Source organism: Collimonas sp. (genome assembly GCF_035566555.1).
Lineage (GTDB): Bacteria > Pseudomonadota > Gammaproteobacteria > Burkholderiales > Burkholderiaceae_D > Collimonas.
The window spans coordinates 1-15,919 of the sequence record NZ_DATMRB010000084.1; the positions used below are offsets into that span (position 1 = coordinate 1).

Below are 15,919 nucleotides of genomic sequence, written 5' to 3' on the forward strand. Positions count from 1 at the left end.
AAAAACCGGAACGCAGCACATAGCACAGCCCGGCTTCGCCTTCCAGCGGCGCACCCAGTTCGATCAGGGTCTGGACGTCGCGGTAGATGGTGCGCACCGAGACCGCCAGCTCCTCCGCCAGCCGCGCCGCCGTGACCGGCCGCCGGTGGCCGCGCAATGCGTCCATCAGCATGAATAAGCGCCCGGTGCGGCTTGACGCCTGTGCCAACGTGATCTCCTTGTGTGACTTGCCGCGCCAGGCGCGGATCGCAACGCGGCGGCCATCAGGCCGCCGCTTCCGACGTTTCCCGCTAAAGCCCTATTTGGTCAGCGACAGCAAGGTCTGTTGGCCGTTGCGGAAGGTGTAGATCGACAACGTGCCGTTCTTGATGTCGCCCTTGGCGTCAAACGCGATCTTGCCGGTGACGCCGGTGTACTGGATCTTGCTCAGCTTCGGCAGGTACTTCTTGGGATCGACCGAATTCGCTTCCTGCATGGCTTTGGCCATCAGCATCACGGCATCGTAGGTATACGGCGCGTACTGGACGATATCGGCCTGGTATTTCTGCTTGTAGGCGGCCTTGAAGGCATCCAGCGGCGCCTGGTTTTCCACGCCGCCGGCGATCGCGCAATATACCTGGTCATCCAGCAAGCCTTCGCCAGCCAGGCGCGGCAAGGCTCCGGTGCAGATCGCATCGCCGCCCATGAACTTGGCGGTAATGCCGAGCTGACGCATCTGCCGCAGCATGGTGCCGGCGCTGGCGTCGATGCCGCCGAAGAAAATCAGGTCGGGCTGCTTGGCCTTGACCGCGGTCAGGATGGCGCTGAAATCGGTAGCGCGGTCGTTGGTGTATTGGGTAGAAACGATATCGACGCCGTTCGCCTTGGCGTCCTTGAGGAACTCGGTGGCCAGGCCCTGGCCATAGGCGGTGCGGTCATCGATCACGGCGACCTTCTTGGCATGCAGGGTTTTGGCTGCATAGCGTCCCATCGCAGCGCCGAGCTGAGCGTCGTTGGCGACCACGCGGAAGGTGGTGTTGAAACCTTGTTCAGTATATTTGGCGCTGGTGGCGGACGGCGAAATCTGCGGAATGCCGGCGTCGAAATAAATCTTGGAAGCCGGAATCGAGGTACCCGACTGCAGGTGGCCGACGACTCCCGCCACTTTGGCGTCCACCAGTTTCTGGGCGACGCTGGTAGCCTGCTTCGGATCGCTGCCGTCGTCCTCGGCCTGCAGCACGAACTTGATCGGCCTGCCGCCGATCACCAGATGCTTGGCGTTGAGATCGTCGATCGCCATGCGCGCACCGTTTTCATTGTCCTTGCCGACGTGCGCCACCGGGCCGGTGATCGGGCCGACGTGGGCAATCTTGACTACCTGTTCCTGGGCCTGCGCGTTGCCTGCCAGCGTCAAGGCAACAGCGGCGGCCAGCAGCGTGGTTTTGGCATTGATCTGCATTTTGTCTCCCAATATTAATTAACCCTTGGATTCTACCTAAAAGACACGGCACTAGTGTCGTGTCCTGCCTCATCTGTCGGTATATCGCGCCGACCTTGGCCCGTAGCGCTAGGCGTGCCGAGGAGACATAGCAGGGCTATGGCGACGAGGCGCAACGAAGCGATACGGGTCAAGGACCAGCGAGATGCCGACAGATGAGGCATGACACGACACTAGGCCAGATCGGCGCTCATGGCGGCGACCACTGGGCCCCAGTCTCCCAGTCTGGCCTGGCGATACAGGCGCATGGAAGGATACCAGGGCGTGAAGCGCTGGCAGTCGTACCAGCGATAGTCGCAGGCCTGCGCCAGCATCAGCCACACCGGACGCTGGCGAGCGCCGGCCAGATGCGCCGGCGCCGAATCGACGGTCAACAGCAGGTCCAGCTGTTCCAGCACATGCGCGCTGTCTTCAAATGAGCGCAGCTGCGGCGCCAGGTCGGTCACCCGGTGCTGCGCCAGCAACTGCCTCTCGGCGTCGCTCAAGGCGCCGACCTGCAGCGAAAAGAAATCGGCGTCGGCGCTGGCCAGCAGCGGCGCCAGCGCTTGCAGATCCAGCGAGCGAAAGGGTTCGTGCCGCACCCGGGTTTCGCTGCGCCAGACCAGCCCTATGCGGCGCCGGCCGCTGCTGCCTGCGGCGAGTTTTTCCTGGATGCCGGCGGGCAGCGCATACGCGGCGTCCAATCCCAGATAGCCTTGCGCCGCAGCCGGAAAATAAGGACTCTTCTGGTAACGGGTAAACAGCGCGAACGCCCAGGTGATGTAATCGCAGCCGTGCATGCCGCGGTAGCTGTCGTCGACAATCACGATCGGCAGGCCGCTGTTCAACATCAGGCTCTGCGCCTCAGGCGGCACGTGGCAATAAATCAGCGCGGCCCCTTCCTGCTGCAAGTTTCTCACGTAGCGAGAGAATTGCAGCAGGTCACCGATGCCGCCTTCGGCGCCGATCAGAATGGTTTTACCGGCCACTGGCTGTTCATCCAGGACCTTGTCCTTGAACTGCGCAAACCAGCTGTTGTCGCGATTCCGCGAAGCCAGCCGCGTCCATACTTCGCACCACCTCGGACCGTGTAGCAAGCGCTGCAGCAAGTGCGCTTCATGAAATTTCCCCAACCCGTACTTGACGACCGCCAGTTCCAGCCGGATCTGATAATAGATCTCTTCATCCGCTTCGACTTGCGGCAGAAGCTCTTGCAGCATCGGTTCCGCTTGCGCCAGCAAGCCAAGGCAGCTCATGTAATACGCCAGTTGCGCGCGCTGTATCGGCACGCTCACTGCCGTCGACCATTTCAGCGCCAGTTCTATGGCCTCCTCGGCCTTGCCGGCCTGCTGCAGCCTGGCGATGAGATCCAGCGCCGTCTTGGCGTTGGTGTCCTGCTGATAGGCAGTGTAGGAAGTCGTCAGGTCGTCAAGAACTGGCATGGGGAATGGCAAACTTTCATGGTGAATATGGCGCTGCCGCTACAAGCGGAGAAGTTTACCGATAGCTTAAAGGAAGCGGCCGCTTTGCAGAACTTGCATTCAGGGATTTTTCGGCGCGACCTCGATGCCGTTCCAGGAGGCCCCGCTGCATTTGCCGGTCTGCGTCAGCAGCCAGCCTTGCAACTGGCGGCCGATCACCAGCGGACTGCTGCTGAAACACTCGCCCTTGGGCGGCGCCGCCATCTGCCGCACCGAGACAAACAGGGGGCCGCGCGGTTCGACGATGGGTGCACTGTTGCGCACCTTGCCGCTTTCCAGTTCGGCGTAGCAATCGTAACGGCGGCCGGAACTGTCGGCGGTCACCACGCCGACCAGGCCGCGGTTCATCGGGTAAACGTTTTCGACAAAGACATTGCCGCCTTGCGGGTGCCTGGCCAGACAGGCATTAGCGGCTTGCATCACGTCCTTGTCAGCCAGCATGTCCGCCATCGACATCGGCATTTCGTCTGCCAGCACCTTGTCGGAAACCAGGACCAGCAGCAGCAAAGAAAGCAGAGACAATTTCATGGGACCTTCCTTCTATTTCTGTAGCGCAACACAATAATCACTTCGGCGCAATGGACGACTCACTCTAAACGCTTTGTTGTTTTTCGCAAACCCTAAAGTTTCCAGACATCAGGCAGTCATATTTGCTTGTGACAATAGAAAGCTAAGCAGGCGCACGCTAGCTGCGCCGCTCTTCCGGCCCGATATCCAGCCATCCATCACAAGATCCATTCATGAAACTTCATCCCCTGGCGCTGGGCGTGCCGCGCAATCCCGAGATCGGCGCCAACCGCGATCCGCATTATGCCGACCTCGGCATCTGCGGCCCGGAACGCAAGGACATGGCGAAAGAGGCGGAGTTCTGCGGCATGTTCAAGTCGCCGACCTTGCGCAATGTGGCCACGCGCGGCGCCTTCTTTCATAACGGCCGCTTCCACACGCTGGAAGACATGCTGCATTTTTATGTGGAGCGCGATGCCGATCCCGGCAAATGGGATCCCAAGGTCAACGGCAAGATAGCGAAATATGACGATCTGCCGGTGCGCTACCGCGCCAACATCGACAGCCTGGATGCGCCTTTGAATCGCAAAAAAGGCCAAGCGCCGGCTCTTGACGACGAGGAAATCGGCGACCTGATCGCCTTCCTGAAAACCTTGAACGACGGCTACTCCGCCAAGTCAGGCGCGGCACGCATTGAATAGCAATGGTCAGGGTGGCGCCAGCGGATAGGGCGCTTTGCCGGCGCCCGGCGCGCGCAGGTTGACGATCACACGCTCGACATCCGGCGCGGCGCGGACAAAGGCTTCCAGCGCCGCGGCCGTGATGGCGGGGTCGGCGCTGCAGCCTTCGACCCAGACGAAACGGCGCTGGAAAGTCAGCCACAGGCTGCTGCGGGCGAAAGCCGGAGCGGCGGCAAAATGGGCTTGCACGGTCTGCGCTATCGGTGCATCGTACAGATAGGAGTTCGGCTTGCTGCACTGGCCTGCCAGCCAGCAGCTGGTGCCGCGCTCGGTACGCCAATGCGACTCCCTCCGTGCCTCTTGCTCGCTCACCAGCGGCCCCAGCGGCAGCGGACAATCCGGCACGGCGTTGCGCACCTGGATGAAGGGGTCGTTGAACCAGTTCTTCAGGATCTCGCCGCGAGCCGGCGGCATCATGGCGCAAGCCGCCAGCAGGACTGGCAGCAGAGCGCGAAAGTGTCGTGCTGGCGGCATACCGTTCCTCCTCAAGCAGTAGCGCTTGCGCCACAGCCGGCCGGAGCGCAGGATGCACTCCGGCAGCGTCACATCAGCCTGCGAACTTGTCGGTCGCCGTGATCAGCTGATGCAGGATGCCCGGTTCGCTGTAGGCGTGGCCGGCATCCTCGACGATATGCAGCTCCGCTTCCGGCCAAGCCTTGTGCAGCTCCCAGGCGGTCTTCGGCGTACAGCAGACATCGTAGCGTCCTTGCACGATGACGCCCGGAATGCCGCGCAGCCGGCCGACATCGCGCAGCAGCTGCCGGTCTTCAAAGAAGCATTGGTTGATGAAGTAATGATTTTCGATGCGGGCGAAAGCGATCGCAAATTCCGGATCTTCATGCGCCTGCGCCAGCGACGGATCGGGCAGCAGCTTGACGGTGCTGCCTTCCCACACGCTCCATGCCTTGGCCGCGGCCAGCTTGGCGATTTCATCAGTACCGGTCAGACGACGGCTGTAGGCCTGCACCATCTCATGCTGCTCAGCCGGCGGAATCGGCGCCAGGAAAGCTTCCCATTTGTCGGGAAACTGGCGCGATGCGCCGTCCTGGTAATACCACTGGATCTCTTCGCGCCGCCCGGTAAATATCCCGCGCAGCACCAGTTCGCTGACATGCTCAGGGTGTTTCTCGGCATACGCCAGCGCCAGGGTGCTGCCCCAGGAACCGCCAAACACCTGCCATTGATCGACTCCCGCCATTTCGCGCAGCCGCTCGATATCCGCCACCAGATGCCAGGTGGTGTTCGCCTCCAGATTGGCATGCGGCGTAGAACGCCCACAACCGCGCTGGTCGAACAGCATGACGCAATATTTAGCAGGATTGAACAGGCGCCGATGATCAGCATTGCAACCGCCGCCCGGTCCGCCATGCAAGAACACCGCCGGCTTGCCGGCAGGATTGCCGCACATTTCCCAATAAACCTGATGCCCGTCCCCCACATCCAGCATGCCCGACTTGAACGGCTCCAGCGGCGGATAAAGCCCCAGCAATTGAGGAGAAGTTTGCTGCACAGCGGGTTGGCTGATAGTCATGAAATGGTTTCCTTGTGGGAGTGGAGAACAATGATCATAACAAATCTGCCGAAGCAGTTCAGCAGACGAAAAAGCAGCAATCAAGCGCGGTGGGGTATGAGTTGCCGTTGGTTTTGAAGTACCCCGCATGCGGACGTTGCAAATCCGGCGCCTGTCAGCCGGGAATTGTGAGGGGCATGTTTGAGTCGAAGGCGAGTTTTGCCCCTCACCCGGCTGGCGCGCGCCGGATTTGGGGACCCGACCGAAGGGAGGGCAACGGCTGTGCGGTCGCCTTTCTTTGCTTACTTTCTTTGGCGAAGCAAAGAAAGTAAGCGGCTGCCGGGCCGCCCCCGGCTAGTATCCACGAAGTAGCGAACGTTTTAGCAACCCGCCAACCGTTCTTGGCATGCCAAGACACGTACTCCGTAGTCCGTTAAATAGGGTCGGAGTAATTTTCGGCGATAAGGCCGCCGAAAAAAAACTCCGACCCTATTTAACTGCTTAGCCTTTGCTTTTGAGACGGCTTTTGAATTGCGGATCAGCGACTGCTTATAGCGACGCGGCGAGTTCTGCGCCTTCGCGGATGGCGCGCTTGGCGTCCAGTTCGCTGGCGAACGAAGCGCCGCCGATCAGGTGATAGCGCAGGCCGGTTTGCTGCGCCTTGGTCTTGACCGGTTCGCCAGGCTTGCCTGGAACAATCGCATCAACAGGAACCAACTCGTGCAGCGACTCCTGCCCCGCACAAATCACCACGTTATCCACCTCCAGCAAACGGCTGACGCCACCCACCGAAACATGCAAACCGCGGTCATCGATCCGCTGATACTCAACCCCGCCCAGCATCTCCACCCCATTGCGCTGCATCACGCTACGATGCACCCAGCCCGACGTCTTGCCCAGCCCAGCCCCAACCTTGCTCTGCTTACGCTGCAGCAGATGAATCACCCGCACCGGTTCCGCCGCAACAGGAGGCCGCAAGCCCCCCGCCGAAGCCGCCAAAGGATCCACTCCCCACTCATCCATCCACTCCGCAATCGGCACCGGCAACGGCACATGCGCATCGTGCAGCAGGAATTCGCACAGGTCGAAACCGATGCCGCCAGCCCCGATCACCGCCACCCGCTTGCCGACCGCAGCCTTGCGCTGCAAGACATCCAGGTAAGACAGCACCATCGGATGGTCGATCCCCGGAATCCGCAAACTGCGCGGCGCCACCCCGGTCGCCACGATGACATCGTCAAAACCCTGCGCCTCCAGCTGCCGATTGCCAACCCGGTGATTGAGCCTGAGCTCGACACCGGTGCGCTCCAGGCGGCGCTGGAAATAACGGATGGTTTCGCTGAACTCTTCCTTGCCCGGGATCTGCATCGCGATATTGAACTGGCCGCCGATCTGCGCCGCCGCTTCGAACAAGGTCACCCGATGTCCCCGCTCGGCCGCCACGCTGGCCGCCGACAAACCCGCCGGCCCGGCGCCGATCACCGCCACCCGGCGCGCCTTGGCGACCGGGCGATAGACCAGCTCGGTCTCATGGCAAGCCTGAGGATTGACCAGGCAGCTGGCGCGCTTGTTCTGGAAAGTATGGTCCAGACAGGCCTGGTTGCAGGCGATGCAGGTGTTGATTTCATCGGCGCGGTTCTGCTGCGCCTTCAGCACGAATTCCGGATCGGCCAGGAACGGCCGCGCCATCGAAATCATGTCGGCATCGCCCTCGGCCAGGATCTGCTCCGCCACCTCCGGTGTGTTGATGCGGTTCGAGGCAATCACCGGAATCCCGACTGCGCGCTTGAGACGCGCCGTCGCTTCACGGAAGGCGCCGCGCGGCACCGAAGTGACAATGGTTGGGATCCGCGCTTCATGCCAGCCGACGCCGGTATTGATCAGCGTCACGCCGGCTTGTTCCAGCGCCTGCGCCACCGCCACCACTTCCGCACCGGTATTGCCCTCATCCACCAGGTCGAGCAAGGACAAGCGATACATGATGATGAAACGCTCGCCCGCCGCCGCCCGCATGCGCTGCACGATCTCTACCGCCAGCCGCATGCGGTTCTCGATGCTGCCGCCCCAACGGTCGGTACGGTGGTTGGTGCGCGGCGACAGGAACTGGTTGAGCAGATAACCTTCGCTGCCCATGATCTCGACGCCGTCGTAGTTGGCGCGCTGCGCCAGCGTCGCGCTGCGCACGTAGGCATCGATGGTGGACTGGATGCCGCGTTCGCTCAGCGCGCGCGGCTTGAACATCGAGATCGGCGACTTGATGGCAGAAGCCGACACCACCAGCGGCTGGTAGCCGTAGCGGCCGGAGTGCAGGATCTGCATCACGATCTTACCGTCTTCCTCATGCACCGCGCGGGTCAGGCGCCGATGGTTGCAGATGTCGCCCAGGCTGTTCATGGTGCCGCCGAACGGCAGCAGCCAGCCTTGCCGGTTGGGCGAAATGCCGCCGGTGACGATCAGCCCGACGCCGCCCTTGGCCCGCGCCCGGAAGTATTCCGCCAGCTTGCCATAGTGGAAAAAGCGGTCTTCCAGGCCGGTGTGCATCGAGCCCATCACCACCCGGTTCTTCAGCGTGGTGAAGCCAAGGTCGAGCGGAGCGAGCAAATGAGGGTATACGGGATGGGACATAGGTCTCTAGTGGTTTTGTAGATTCTGCAAGGAGCCACGGCAAACGCCAACAGTTTGCCACAGGGCTGGAATCTACCTGAAAAGCTGCGGCAGATCGCTGCAAAAGCCCTGTTTTAGCGCCGATTAGAGTCAAAAACCTATTTAGATCCCATCCTCGATTTTTAGCGCCGGCCAAGTAAAGTTGTCAGATCGATTGCTTCCGCCATGGCGCGGTAGCCGGCATCGCCCGGGTGCAGATGGTCGCCGGAATCGTAGGCTGGCAGGAGGCGCCCCGTATGTGCTGGATCCCTCATGGCAGCGTCGAAGTCGATGACGGCGTCGAATTGGCCGCTGCCGCGTATCCATCGGTTCACCGCTTGCCGGGTCTTTTCCTTGCTTTCGGAATAATAGCTTTTCAGCTCGGTGTCGTGCAATGCACCCTCGAACGGCGTCAAGGTAGCACCGACGATACGTACATGATGCAGACGCGCCCGCGCTATCAGCTGCTGGTAGCCGTCGATCAGCCGTTCCGCCGCCAAAGCTGGGGCCTGCGGCGTGAAGCTGCTGCCGGGCCAGCCGATGTCGTTGATGCCCATCAGCAGGATCACGGTGTCGAGGCCGGGCTGGTTCAGCACATCGCGCTCGAAGCGGGCGAGGGCGTTGACGCCCATCTTGTCGCTCAGCACCCTGGCCCCGGATATGCCGGCGTTGATCACCGCAACATCCTGTGGGGCCAGGCGCTGCGCCAGCAGGTCGGGCCAGCGCTGGTTGCGGTTAGAAGTGGAACCGCCGCCATCGGTGATCGAATCGCCAAAGGCCGCCACCACCCGCGTTGCGGGCCTCGCCTCGACCAGGATCGTGCTGAGGAACAAACGTGCGTCCAGGGTCTGGGCGATATCGATCAGGGGCGCCGCCGTCAGGTTGCCTTGGGCGATGTAGGCGATCTGCTTGCCGTCCCAGTGGAAGGTGGTGAGCGGCGTGATTTGCGGCAGGAAGATGCTGACCGCGACCTGGGCCAGCGGTGCCAGTTCGAGATCGACAGGATCGCTGACCGCCGGCGCGCCCGGCGCAATCGTCACCGTTTCGCGGCCACCGAAGGTGAGGGTGCGGTCCGTGCCGGCGACGATGCCGGAGCCGTCGCCGGCAAGCGCGATATGTGCCGCACCCAAAGTCAGCGGGGTGGTCCCGAACTCGTTCGACAGCACTACCCTGGCGCGCTTGCCGCCCAGGCTGATGCGGGCGATCTGGCGTACGGTCTGGTTCGACAAGCTTGCCGGAATATTGGTCGACAAAGCGAAGCCGGCCTCCCAGGTCGGTTGCGGACTGGCGCTCCAGCTGGCGACCCATTGCTGCGCGGCCGGCGCCGCTGCGGCATGCACGCTGCCGCTCAACATCGACAGCGCGGCCAGGATGGCGAGAATTTTCTGGTGCTTCATGAATGCTCCTGTTGGTCAGGCGGAAATCCGCATGCATTCAAGATAGTTCATTCCAGATTGATACGCTAGAGCGCATAATTGCATATCTCTTATTCCAAACTGGAATGACATGGACCAAATCAAAGCCTGCCGCAGCTTCGTCCGCGCGGTTGAACTCGGCAGCCTGTCGGCCGTGGCGCGTGAGCAGCACAGCACGCAGCCAACCATCAGCAAAATCATCGCAGCACTGGAAAAACAGCTTGGGGTGCGCCTGCTGGAACGCAGCACCACCAGCCTCACCGTCACCGACCAGGGCAAGCGGTTTTATGAGCGTGCCAAGCGTGTGCTGGAGGAATTCAACGAAGCTGTCAGCGACGCCCGCGGCCTGACCGAGAAGCCGGCCGGGCTGCTGCGCGTGAACGCACCGCTCGGCCTTGGTCAGCTGCGGCTGAATGCGCTGGTGCTGGAGTTTCTCACGCTGTATCCGGAGATCGAGGTAGAGCTGATCCTGAACGACCGCTTTGTCGACCTGGTGGAAGACGGCGTCGACGTGGCGTTAAGACTGGCCGGTACACTGCCACCCAACATGATCGCGCGCAAGATCGCCAGTGCGCAACGCTATCTGGTAGCGGCGCCGTCCTATCTGGCGCGCCATCCGAAGATCCGCCGCCCGCAAGACCTCGCCAGCCATCGCTACATCGGTTTTGCACGCCCGGCTAACGGCGAAGTGAGCCAGCTTAGCGGCCCCGGCGGCACAGTCGAAATCGCCACCCGCAGCGGCTACCTGGTCAACAGTTCGCTGGCGATACGCGAGAGTTTCCTGATGGGCGCCGGTCTTGGCATCTGTCCGTCCTGGCTGGTGCACGACCTGCTGGAAACGGGCCAGCTGCAGCGTATTCTTCCGGCCTGGAGCGCGGCGGGGCAGGAAGCCTCGCTGCTTTATCCGTCGCGCCGCTATCAATCCCTGCGCGCCACGGTGTTCATGCAATTCATGACGGAGCGGATTCCCAAACTGCCGGGATTTTCCGCTCCGGTGTTCGGCCGTTAGAGGCCTACTTCTTGGCGCTGGCGGCCACGGTCCGCTTGGCCTGGTTGAATACCGGACCCCACAATGGATGGCCCTGCTCGCCCGGCGCCAGGTCGAAAGCCGGATCGAGCCTCAGGGCTTTTTCAAACTGCTGCTTGCACAGCTTGCGGCGGGAGGTGACGCAATAGCTGAACGCCATGTATTTCAAGGCTTCAGTCTGGAACGAGGTGTCCGCAGACCAGATCTCCTGGCCGTTGGCGAGGCGTTTGATGGCGGCGCTGTAACTACCCTTGTTGTACAAGGCAATGCCGTCGGTCAGCGCAGCCGGCGGCGCCGGTGGCTGGGGCGCGGCGGCAACCGGCGCCGGTGCGGAAGGAGCGGATGCCTGGCCGGCCGCAGCCGGCGTTTTCGCCGTATCGATCGTGTCGCAAGCGCTGAGCATGAAGAGCGCGGCGATCATGGCGGCGCTGCCGCTACGGTAAAAAGAAATGGTCATGAGATGTGCCTGGCTGGAATGCGTTGATTAGGGCGAAAAATTGTAGTCGATACTACGCGATTTTTTCTGGCTGACGTCAATTTCAAAGACCTTGTCGGGGAAACTCGGATTAGCCACCTTGATCTGATGCTTGCCTTCCGCCAGGACCAGTCTTTTCAAGGGCGGGCTGGCGCCTTTCAGGTTGCCGTCCACAATCACGTTGCCCCACGGTTTGATGGTCAGCGCCACCACGCCGGTGGCATCGGCCACTTTTACTTCTGCCGGCTTGAGCTCGGCGGTTTTGCTTTCCGTGCCTTTTGCCTCGGCCGCCTTGGCAGCAACTTCTGCAGCGCTCTTGCCTTGCAACTCCGCCAGCCGGGCACGGGCAAGCTCGGCATGCTTGCTATTCGGATATTTCTGCAGGAAAGCAGTCATCTGCTGCGGCGTGACGTCTTTCAGCTCCTTCAAGGTTTCCCAGCCGATGGTTTCTTCGTCCAGGATCTGCTCGCCGGCCACGGCGGCGCTCGGCGCCGGTTTTGCCGCCGGCGCGCGTGCTGCCATCAGCGGCGCTTCCGGCTGCTGTTGCGTCGGCTTGAGCCACAGATAGGCGCCGGCTGCGAGTACGCAGACAGCAGCGGCAATCCACAGGGCCGGGGCCCGCAACGGTCGCTCCATTACGTTTGCGGCGGCGAATGCCTGGGCGCCGCTGTGCTTGCTATCGTGCTTGCTATCGTGCTTGCTATCGTGCTTGCCGACGGCGGCGCCGGCCTTGCGCTTGCCGGCACTGGACGACGAGGGCGGCACGGCATCGTTGTCGGGCATCGGCATCGGTACCGAAAGCTCCAGGTCGAGCAGCTGGCGGAATTCTTCTATCGACTGCGGACGGTCGTCCGGCTTGACCGCCAGCCCCTTGTCGATCGCCGCCAGGAAGGCCTGGCTGAAGCCGCTGTGCTCGCCGTTCTGCAGCAGCTCGATGGGATCCTTGATCATGCGCGCCACGGAAGTCGGCGGCGCGGTCTTCTTGATGGCGAAGTAAATCACCGCCGACAGCGAATAGATATCGGTCCACGGCCCTTGCTTCATCATGGCGTCGTCGGCGTACTGCTCGATAGGCGCATAGCCAGGCTTCAGGATCACCGTCAGCGAGTGCGTCATGTCGCCGATGATCTGGCGCGCCGCGCCGAAATCCAGCAGCACTGCCTCGCCGCTTTTCTGGATCATGATGTTGTCGGGCGAGATATCGCGGTGCAGGATCTGCACCCGGTACATGGCTGCCAGCGCTTCCAGCATCGGCTTGAGCATGCTTTTCAGCCATGCTTCCGTGATCTGGGACGGCGAATTCTGCACCACGCTCTTGAGCGTGCGGCCTTCGTAGTAACGCATCGCCATGTAGGCAGTATTGTTCTGCTCCCAGAAACGGTACACCTTGATCAGGGCCGGATGGTCGAACTGCGCCAGCAGGCGCGCTTCCTTGATAAAACTCTTGAGGCCGATGGTGAATGTCTCGCGATGGCGCTGCGAGCGCACCACCACCTTCTTGTCCGGTCCGCGCCCGGCAAAGGCGCCCGGCATGTATTCCTTGATGGCGACCATGCGCCGCAGCGAGCGGTCGAAGGCAAAGTAGACAATGCCGAAGCCGCCTTCGCCGATCACGCCGATGATTTCAAAATCGGCCAGGCGCGTACCTTTCGGCAGGCAGTTCTCGACAGCCGTTGCAGACGGTTCTTGCGGGTCAACCGATTTGGCGTTTTGCATGTTCAGTTGGTTTCGACGTTAGCAGTATTATTGGGATAGTGATCAACACGTCTTCAGTGATTAGTGATTGCTTGCTGCCTGCGGCTCGGCTGCGTAGATGGTAAATGCGGTGCAGTTATCGAGCGGCGCATTGCAGGCCTGGCCGTTCTTTTCGACGATCGCATGCATGATGGTAAGCCAGTCCTGGGCCGAGCCGGCTTGCGCGGCGGCCTGCGCCATTTCGGCTTCGCTGATCCATTCCCAGAAACCATCGGTGCACAGCAGGAAGGCATCGCCGCTCTGTATCGGCACCGGATTCGGCGTCACTTCCGCCGGCGCGCTGCCCTCGACGCCGACCGCGGCGCACAGGATGCTGCGGCGCGGATGACGCCGCAGCTGCTCGGCCGAACAATGGCCGGCATCGACAAATTGCTGGATCAGGCTGTGATCCTTGGTGTAGTTCAGGAGCTGGCCGCGGCGGAACTGGTAGATGCGGGTATCGCCCATGTGGCCCCATAGGGCGCAGCGGTTCTTCTGGTCGATCAGCAGCGTCGCCACGGTGGCGCTCATGTCTTTCAGGCGCGGGATCTGCGCCTGGCGCCGGTTCAGCTGGGCCACCGCGCAATCAAGATAGGATTGCAGCGCGCGCGGGCCGAAGGAGGCTTCTTCGACAAACATCTCCATGATCGCATGCACCACCACGTTCGACGCGATCTCGCCGCCGTACTCGCCGCCGACGCCGTCGGAGACGATGATGCAGGTCAGGTCGTCCTGCTGCGCGCTGCCCCAGGAATCCTGGTTGACCTGGCGGCCGCCGGCATGGCTAAGCTGCGCCAGGCTCAGCAGCAGCGGCGCTGCCGTGTTGCTGAGCAGCGACTGCTCAGGCATGCGGGGAAGCTTTCTTCAGCTTCTCGATTTTCCGTTCGTAGGCTTGCAGGAAGGCTTTGCCGAACAAGGTCTGGAAATCATCCTGTGTCGCTTCGCCGATGATGCGCTGATAGCGGGCGACATAGGCATCCCACAGCTTGGCCTTGCGGGTGGCCGGCAGCAGCGTATCCAGCATGCCGCCCTTTTGCGAATGCCGCTCCATCACTTCCGGGTTGAAGCGTTGCATGGTTTCGTTCATGGTGGCGCGCATGCCGGACACCACGGCGACCTGATGCCCGTGCAGATCTTCGTAGGCATCCTGCATGGCTTCGGCGGCGCTCATGAAGCCAGGCATTTTCTTGCGCAGCATCTGGCTCAGCACGGTCTGGCTGTCCGGGAAAAATTTCAGCGGATTGTTGTTGCGCACCACCACCTTGGTGACATCCGCATGCGCTTCGCGCTTCACCAGCGCGCGCGCGGCGTTCAGGTCGATCGCGCCTTGTACGGAAATCGCCAGCAGCTTGCCGACGGTTTCCATGAATTCCGGCGTCAGGCTCGCCGGCAGGGTGCCGGCAGGCAGGCCGGCGCCCTTGGTGAAAGCTTGCATCAGCGCTTCGCTGGCGGCGCTCGTTTCGGCGGCGGGCTGGCTGTCGTCGGCATGGTTCAGCGGCGCGGCGGCGGGACTGGCCGGCGCCGGCGACGCCAGGTTGACCGGTCGCGCCATCGTGGCGGCGGCCGGTGCAGAGGTCGGCAGGGCGGCGCTGGCGGTCGCAGCCAGCTCCAGGTTCAGTTGCGCCAGCGCTGCCAGGCGCGTCTCGGATACGCTGAGCAAGGGTTTGCTGGCATTGACTCGGCGCACCGGATTGGTCGAGGTCATGTCTGGGTTGTCTTTCATTAAATTGAGCTGCGCTTCAGCACGCAGCAGATACAGTCCGATCTGGATTTCATCGCCGATCTGCAGATCGACCTCGCATTCGACATCGATCTCGTGGCCGTTCAGCAGGATCGGATTGGCGCGGCTGAGGTTGGTGATGGTCTGGCGGATGCCGTCGCTCTTGATTTCGGCCTGGGTGCGTGACACCAGGTTGCGCGGATCGGCCAGCACGAAATAATTCTCTTCGCTGCGGCCGAGGGTTTTCGGCTCACGGCCGAAGACGGCGGACATGGGCTGCTCGGGCGCCACGTTGTTGTAAGAAATAACACTAATTTTGATCATCGATGTGGTCCAAGCCTGGTTTTGCAGACACAGTGCAAACACCTGCGGATTTGCGCAAATCGTGGCTGCCTGTGGCTGTTTGCTTGGCAGCAAGTTTCATGCCCAAGGAATGCTGGCGAAAAGCGGTCTGATAGCCGCATAAAACCTGTTAATTCGCCTGTTTAAAACCTGCAAAACTGCCCTCTCTTGTCATTCGTGGTGACATTTTGTGTCAGCTGGGGAAGGCTTCTTTGAGACAGGTGAAAAAGACGCTTGATTGAAATTCGTTTATAAGTGAAAATATCATGTGCGAAGTCCACCATTACCTGCGATCCGACAACAAAGACATCTATCTCGACTGGTCGTGCAAGTTGCCAGATATGAAGGCAAGAATTGCGATCGATCGACGCGTGAACCGCATGGGATTGGGTAATTTCGGCGACCATAAATTCTGCCGCGATGGCGTCTGGGAAATGCGCATCGATGTCGGCGCGGGATATCGGGTGTATTACGCCATAGTTGGGAAAAAAGTAGTGCTGCTGCTATGCGGCGGCGCCAAACGGACGCAAGGTGCTGACATCGAGCAAGCATGTAAATACTGGCAAGACTGGCAAAGGAGAATCAATGATGAGAGATAGAAGCCATGACGAAGCGATGGCCGAGGTCTATCGCCAGGATCCTGCTTACGCCATTCAGATGCTCAACAGCATTCTCGCGGATGGTGAGCAGAGCGACCTGCTGATCGCTCTGCGGCAAATGACGAAAGCATTTGGCGGCATGCAAGCGGTGGCGGAAACCGCGCAGCTGAATCCGACCCAGCTTTACCGCATCCTGTCGCCGGCGGGCAATCCGGCCTTGAGCAGCCTGACGGCGATCCTGGAGGCCATGGGACTGCGCCTCGCAGTACA

Annotated in this window: 16 protein-coding genes; 4 read left to right on the forward strand and 12 right to left on the reverse strand. The window is 61.5% G+C overall.

Features of this window, described 5'->3' with window-relative positions:
* The 4 genes from VNZ65_RS10495 to VNZ65_RS10510 form a co-directional block, all read right to left on the reverse strand.
* The coding region (locus tag VNZ65_RS10495; protein ID WP_325668691.1) for a helix-turn-helix transcriptional regulator at positions 1–208 on the reverse strand (208 nt) is incomplete at its 3' end.
* A gap of 90 nt (positions 209–298) precedes the next feature.
* Complete coding sequence (locus VNZ65_RS10500; protein WP_325668693.1) at positions 299–1,438, reverse strand: branched-chain amino acid ABC transporter substrate-binding protein; 1,140 nt, start codon at positions 1,436–1,438, stop codon at positions 299–301.
* A 212-nt stretch (positions 1,439–1,650) separates the two neighbouring features.
* Complete coding sequence (locus VNZ65_RS10505; RefSeq protein ID WP_325668695.1) at positions 1,651–2,898, reverse strand: glycosyltransferase family 9 protein; 1,248 nt, start codon at positions 2,896–2,898, stop codon at positions 1,651–1,653.
* Positions 2,899–2,997: 99 nt separating this feature from the next.
* Complete coding sequence (locus VNZ65_RS10510; RefSeq protein WP_325668697.1) at positions 2,998–3,465, reverse strand: hypothetical protein; 468 nt, start codon at positions 3,463–3,465, stop codon at positions 2,998–3,000.
* Positions 3,466–3,677: 212 nt separating this feature from the next.
* Between VNZ65_RS10510 and VNZ65_RS10515 the strand changes: the two genes are divergently transcribed.
* Complete coding sequence (locus VNZ65_RS10515; RefSeq protein ID WP_325668699.1) at positions 3,678–4,145, forward strand: hypothetical protein; 468 nt, start codon at positions 3,678–3,680, stop codon at positions 4,143–4,145.
* Positions 4,146–4,151: 6 nt separating this feature from the next.
* On the opposite strand, the gene VNZ65_RS10520 is transcribed toward VNZ65_RS10515, so the two are convergent.
* The 4 genes from VNZ65_RS10520 to VNZ65_RS10535 form a co-directional block, all read right to left on the reverse strand.
* The gene (locus tag VNZ65_RS10520) at positions 4,152–4,658 is read right to left on the reverse strand and encodes a BON domain-containing protein (RefSeq protein WP_325668701.1); all 507 of its coding nucleotides are present in this window, start codon (positions 4,656–4,658) and stop codon (positions 4,152–4,154) included.
* Positions 4,659–4,731: 73 nt separating this feature from the next.
* Entirely contained in the window at positions 4,732–5,715 is a 984-nt protein-coding gene (pip, locus tag VNZ65_RS10525) for a prolyl aminopeptidase (protein WP_325668703.1), read from the reverse strand.
* Positions 5,716–6,243: 528 nt separating this feature from the next.
* Positions 6,244–8,319: an NADPH-dependent 2,4-dienoyl-CoA reductase gene (locus tag VNZ65_RS10530; RefSeq protein WP_325668705.1), complete on the reverse strand. Its 2,076-nt coding sequence runs from the start codon at positions 8,317–8,319 to the stop codon at positions 6,244–6,246.
* 161 nt (positions 8,320–8,480) lie between these two features.
* The gene (locus VNZ65_RS10535; RefSeq protein ID WP_325668707.1) at positions 8,481–9,734 is read right to left on the reverse strand and encodes an SGNH/GDSL hydrolase family protein; all 1,254 of its coding nucleotides are present in this window, start codon (positions 9,732–9,734) and stop codon (positions 8,481–8,483) included.
* 109 nt (positions 9,735–9,843) lie between these two features.
* Between VNZ65_RS10535 and VNZ65_RS10540 the strand changes: the two genes are divergently transcribed.
* A complete protein-coding gene (locus VNZ65_RS10540; RefSeq protein ID WP_325668709.1) occupies positions 9,844–10,761 on the forward strand; it encodes a LysR family transcriptional regulator in 918 nt (305 codons plus the stop codon).
* Positions 10,762–10,765: 4 nt separating this feature from the next.
* Here VNZ65_RS10540 and VNZ65_RS10545 read toward each other — a convergent pair whose 3' ends face one another.
* Genes VNZ65_RS10545 through tagH form a run of 4 tightly spaced genes read right to left on the reverse strand, consistent with a single transcriptional unit; the run spans position 10,766 to position 14,981 of the window.
* Positions 10,766–11,236: a TssQ family T6SS-associated lipoprotein gene (locus VNZ65_RS10545; protein ID WP_325668711.1), complete on the reverse strand. Its 471-nt coding sequence runs from the start codon at positions 11,234–11,236 to the stop codon at positions 10,766–10,768.
* A gap of 27 nt (positions 11,237–11,263) precedes the next feature.
* Complete coding sequence (locus VNZ65_RS10550) at positions 11,264–12,970, reverse strand: serine/threonine-protein kinase (protein WP_325668713.1); 1,707 nt, start codon at positions 12,968–12,970, stop codon at positions 11,264–11,266.
* Positions 12,971–13,030: 60 nt separating this feature from the next.
* A complete protein-coding gene (locus VNZ65_RS10555) occupies positions 13,031–13,837 on the reverse strand; it encodes a PP2C family protein-serine/threonine phosphatase (protein ID WP_325668714.1) in 807 nt (268 codons plus the stop codon).
* Positions 13,830–14,981, reverse strand: coding sequence for a type VI secretion system-associated FHA domain protein TagH (tagH, locus tag VNZ65_RS10560; RefSeq protein WP_325668716.1), 1,152 nt, complete (start codon positions 14,979–14,981; stop codon positions 13,830–13,832). Before tagH ends, VNZ65_RS10555 begins: the two co-directional genes overlap by 8 nt.
* A gap of 335 nt (positions 14,982–15,316) precedes the next feature.
* On the opposite strand from tagH, the gene VNZ65_RS10565 reads away from it, so the two are divergent.
* Together VNZ65_RS10565 and VNZ65_RS10570 are read left to right on the forward strand one after the other, a co-directional pair.
* Positions 15,317–15,649: a type II toxin-antitoxin system RelE/ParE family toxin gene (locus tag VNZ65_RS10565; protein WP_325668718.1), complete on the forward strand. Its 333-nt coding sequence runs from the start codon at positions 15,317–15,319 to the stop codon at positions 15,647–15,649.
* A partial coding sequence (locus tag VNZ65_RS10570) for an addiction module antidote protein (RefSeq protein WP_325668719.1) occupies positions 15,639–15,919 on the forward strand: 281 nt, incomplete at its 3' end. The genes VNZ65_RS10565 and VNZ65_RS10570, both read left to right, overlap by 11 nt.